The organism is Lentilactobacillus sp. (assembly GCF_040773105.1).
Taxonomy (GTDB): domain Bacteria; phylum Bacillota; class Bacilli; order Lactobacillales; family Lactobacillaceae; genus Lentilactobacillus; species Lentilactobacillus parabuchneri.
In genome coordinates this window covers 1-2,140 of sequence record NZ_JAXGWW010000294.1, presented here as the reverse complement: position 1 = coordinate 2,140, position 2,140 = coordinate 1, and the positions used below count along the sequence as shown (strand labels likewise).

The 2,140-nt window shown below is 40.5% G+C and carries 3 protein-coding genes; 2 read left to right on the top strand and 1 reads right to left on the bottom strand.

Annotated elements, in window-relative coordinates; genetic code table 11:
• Positions 1-1,023: glycosyltransferase family 4 protein (locus tag AB3112_RS10900; protein ID WP_367334501.1), on the bottom strand; the 1,023-nt coding region annotated here is incomplete at its 3' end.
• 277 nt (positions 1,024-1,300) lie between these two features.
• Here AB3112_RS10900 and AB3112_RS10895 point away from each other — a divergent pair.
• Positions 1,301-1,744 (top strand): CidA/LrgA family protein, encoded by a 444-nt coding sequence (locus AB3112_RS10895; RefSeq protein ID WP_089109594.1) that lies wholly within the window; start codon positions 1,301-1,303, stop codon positions 1,742-1,744.
• A 37-nt stretch (positions 1,745-1,781) separates the two neighbouring features.
• Positions 1,782-2,140: LrgB family protein (locus AB3112_RS10890; RefSeq protein WP_367334500.1), on the top strand; the 359-nt coding region annotated here is incomplete at its 3' end.

Genomic DNA, 2,140 nt, shown 5'->3' with positions numbered 1-2,140 from the left:
GCCCACTAAGCCAATGGCTTCCACGAATAGCTCCAAGCCAATCAAACTAGCGATGGTTAAGAAAATCGTTCCCCAAGTTGGCGAAATTGGGTACATCAATGAGATGAATGCGAAAATCAAGGCAATTCCATAGATAACTAAAACCGTCTGCCGGTGTGTGAGTCCAATTTGCATTAACCGGTGATGCAAGTGATGCTTATCAGCATGGGAAATGGGTTGCCGATTTAGCATCCGCCGTAAAATGGCATAAACGGTATCCGTAATGGGAACACCCATAATAATCACCGGAATAACAACCGAAATGAACGTCACGTTTTTCAAACCATACAACGAAAAGACCGACATCATAAACCCAATGAACAGTGAACCGGTATCCCCGAGATAAATACGGGCAGGAAAGAAGTTATAGGGTAAAAAGCCAATCATTGCAGCAACTAATGCAAAAATACTGATACCAACAAAGGTATTAGCAACGTTTAGAAAAAACAAACCGGTGATTCCCATGGTTGATAGTGCGATGATGCCCACACCTGTTGCCAAGCCATCTAGACCATCAATCAAGTTAACCGCATTGGTAATCGCTAATATCCAAATCCAAGTGATCGGCAAACTCAGCCAGCCCAAGGAAACCAGGCCAACAAACGGAACCGTAATGTGGCTCATTTTGACGCCCGCCGCAAAGTAAACCACTAAAGCAGCAATCGAGATACCAATCACTTTTTGACGGGGCTTGAGTTCAAAGATATCGTCAATGATGCCGGTCGCAATGATGACACACTCACCGGCAAGTACACCCCATAGCTGACGTGTTGGAATTTGGAACCTTAATAGGAAGACTGTCGCAAAGGTATAAGAAAGAAAAATCGCCAAACCGCCCATTGTCGGCATTGGCACCTTATTCACTCTTCTTGCATTTGGATTATCAATTGCGCCTACCCGGAACGCCAATTTTCGGACGAACGGTGTCAGGATCGCGGATAAAATCATAGTCGCAACTAAACTGACAATGATTTCGAATTTCATAATAGTTTCCTCTCTTCATGACACATTGGTACTATTATACAAATGGCTTTCAGTAAACACAATCACTCACCCAATTTTTTTCAGATAATATTGAACAAATTGAGCAAGCTTACTAAAATATCACTTTACTACACAAGTTTTTTTAAGGGTAAGCGTTTACAGATATGACTATGGTCTTGCGTTTTTTTTTGAAAATGGGTATACTAAGTTTGTGAAGCGAAAGCGCTTTACTAGTTTGTGAAAAATTTTTTATAATTTCTGAAAGGAGTGTTTAATTATGGCAAGTAACCAAGCTACCAAGACTGAGGGAACTGAGCACGAAGCGGCACCTATTTTGCAACAAATGTGCATCTTCGCAACTGTATTATTCGTTTCTTCATTAATCTCACCATTATTCCCTAAGTCATTCCCAGTTCCAACTCCGGTTATTGGTCTTGTTTTGATGTATGTGCTTTTAGCATCACACATCATTAAACTATATCAAGTGGAGAAGATGGCTGACTTTTTGATCAGCTTAATTGCTTTCTTATTCGTCCCATCTGGAGTTCAAATGGCTAACTCATTGAACGTCTTTACAGATGACGGCGCGATGACTGGTGTTATGTTGATTGTTACTATCATCTTAGCTACTATTATTTTGTTAGTTGTTATCGCATATACCACTGCCGGATTCATGGCCATCAGTCGTAAGGTATTCCACAAATCAACTGATGTTGAATAATTCGGTACCCTCCCAATTATAGAAAGGATTGAGTTATATGACCTGGGTAAACTTTTTCGGTAATGCTTTAGATCCGAAAGTCGGTGGGATAGCCTTCTTTGGTATTTTCTTATCATTAGCTGTCTTTCTCATTGGCCAATATTTATTTAAGATTTCAAATGGTTTCTTCTTATTCCAGCCATTATTCGTTGGTATGGTTCTAGGTATCTTCATTCTCTGGCTTATGGCTAAGTGGTTTGGTGTTTCACTGCCAACCTTCTACATGTCAGCATACAAGCCAGGTGGTGACATTTTATTCTGGTTCTTGAACCCTGCCACTATTGCGTTTGCCATTCCACTGTACCGTCGGAATGATGTTGTTAAGAAGTTCTGGTTAGAAATTGTTTTGTCATTGAT

Bases quoted from the DNA above. Each gene is read 5' to 3' on its own strand.
- AB3112_RS10895 (WP_089109594.1), top strand. From the start codon at position 1,301: ATGGCAAGTAACCAAGCTACCAAGACTGAGGGAACTGAGCACGAAGCG.